2 protein-coding genes are annotated in these 2,201 nt (G+C 78.8%); both read left to right on the forward strand.

Annotation, left to right across the window (positions count from 1 at the left end; all coding sequences use genetic code 11):
- On the forward strand, window positions 1–1,528 hold a 1,528-nt coding region (locus HEQ75_RS27530; protein WP_209318815.1), incomplete at its 5' end, for a hypothetical protein.
- The coding region (locus tag HEQ75_RS27535) for a hypothetical protein (protein ID WP_209318816.1) at window positions 1,518–2,201 on the forward strand (684 nt) is incomplete at its 3' end. The genes HEQ75_RS27530 and HEQ75_RS27535, both read left to right, overlap by 11 nt.

Below are 2,201 nucleotides of genomic sequence, written 5' to 3' on the forward strand. Positions count from 1 at the left end.
CCGCACCCGCCCGGCGGAGGCCGCGGCCGCGCGGCTGCGCGCGATGGCCGAGCCGCAGCCCCCGTCCGGGCCCCCTCCGGCTGCTGCCCCTCCGCCTGCCGGGCCGCCGGCGCGCCCCCTCGGCCCACCGCTCGCCGCGCTTCCCAGCCTGCCACTGGCCGGGCTGGCGCCGCTGCAACTGCCGCTCGGCCCACTGCTCGAGGGCTTCGTCGCGCTGGTGCTGCTGGTGGGGCTCGACCTGCTGGCCACCGGCGGCACCGGCTTCGCCAGCTGGCCGGCCTCCCCCTTCATCCTGCCGGTGCTCTATGTCGCGGCGCGGCACGGGCTGGTGCCGGGGCTGGCCGTGGCGTTGGCCGCCGCCGTGGTGCGCCTTGGCCTGGCGCTCTCGGCCGATGTCTGGACCACCGGCGCCTGGGTGCAGCCGCTGACCTACCCGCTCTTCGCCGCGCTGGTCGGCTTCCTGACCGATCTGGCGCGGCGCCGGCTGGCCGCGGCCGAGGCCGCCGCCGAGGCGGCGATCGCGGATCGCGACGCCATCGCCGACGCCAATGAACGATTGGCCGACCGGGCCATGGAGCTGGACGCCCGGCTCGGCGCCCGGCTGCAGGCGACGACCGCGGTGTTCGAGGCGGCGCGCATGCTGGGCGCCGGGACCGAGGGGGTGATCCGCGGCGCTACCGGGCTGCTGCGCGCCGCGACGGGCTGCACCGCCTGTTCCTTCTGGCTGGCCGAGGACCGCACCCTGCATCTGGTCGCGGCCGAGGGCTGGCCGGAGGGCGCGACCCTGGCCGACACGCTGCTGCCCGGGCCGCTGACCGATGCCATCGCCCACGCCACCGGCCCGCTGGTCGCCACCCGGCCGGCGGACCGCCTGGCGCTGGGCGAACAGGGCGTGCTGGCGGCGCCGGTGCTCTCGCCCTGGGACGGGGCGCTGCTCGGCATGGTGAAGGTGGAGGATATCGGCTTCGCCGACCTGGCGCTGGAGACGATCCCCGCCCTGCAGGCCGCCGCCGGCTGGATCGGTGCCGCCCTGGCCGAGGCGCGGGCGCGGGAGGCGGCCGAATCCGCCTCCGGCCTCACCGGCCTGCCCGGCGGCGTGGCCCCCGGCATGGCCGGCGGCGGGCTGATGGTCCCGGGCGAGGAGGCCGGTCGCGCCATCGCGGTGATGACCGGCCTGGCCCGCCGCCTGGGCTTCGAACTGGCGCTGCTCTCTGCCGAGATCCCGGCCGGGCCGCGCGGCGCGGCAGCGCTGGAGGCAACGCGCGCGGCGATGGCGGAGGCCTTCCGCGGCTCCGACCTGCTGCTGGAATCGCGGCTGGAGGATCGGCGGCTGTCGATCCTGCTGCCGGGCGCGGCGGTGGCCGGGGCGGATGCAGCCGCGGCACGGCTGCGCGCCCTGCTGGCGCAGCGCGCGCCTTCGGCCACGGCGCATGTGGTGGTGGGGGTGGCGTTGCTGCATGGGCTGGGGGAGGGCGGGGTGCCGCTGGGCCAGGCGCCCCGCCCGATCGAGGCCGGGCATGGCCGATAGGCGGTTGGTGGAGCGCCGCTTCCGCAGCCTGCCGCCGCCCGGGCTGGACCGCAGGCGCGCCGAACGCCGCCATGCGGCGGCGCCGCCGGCGGCGCAACTCGCTCTGGTGGGGCTGGCGGTGGCGCAGTTCCTGGCGGTGCTGGCACTGGGTGTCGGCTGGTGGCACGGCGCGCTGGCGCTGCATCTGCTCTGCTGCCTGGTGCTGCCCTTCCTGCTGCGGCTGCGGCCACGGCCGGATGCGGCGCCGTCGGCCGAAGCCTGGGCGGTGGCGCAGCTGCGCCTGGCCGCCGCGCTGCTGCCGGCGCTGGGTCCGCTGGCCATGACGGGGGCACTGGCCGCCTGGATCGCCGGGCCGCCGTGTCGCCTGCGCCGGGTTCGCCCGCCGCTGCCGGAAGACCCGCTGGATGCGCGGCTGGACGCGATCGGCGACGCGCCGGCGGTGCCGCAGGGGCTGCTGCTGGAATCGCTCGGCGATGTGCTGCGCTGGGGCCATGCCGGGCAGAAGGCCCGGGCGCTGGACCTGGCGGCCGAGCCGGCACGGCCCGGCGGCGTGGCGCTGCTGCGCCTGGCGCTGGCCGATGCCGATCCGGCGGTGCGGGCACGGGCGGAGGCGCTGCGCCCGGCGGTGGAGGACCGCCTGCTGGCGGCGGCCGAGGCGCAGCGGGCGGCCGGG

The sequence above is a fragment of the Falsiroseomonas selenitidurans genome (assembly GCF_012103215.1).
In the GTDB taxonomy this organism is placed as follows: Bacteria; Pseudomonadota; Alphaproteobacteria; order Acetobacterales; family Acetobacteraceae; genus Falsiroseomonas; species Falsiroseomonas selenitidurans.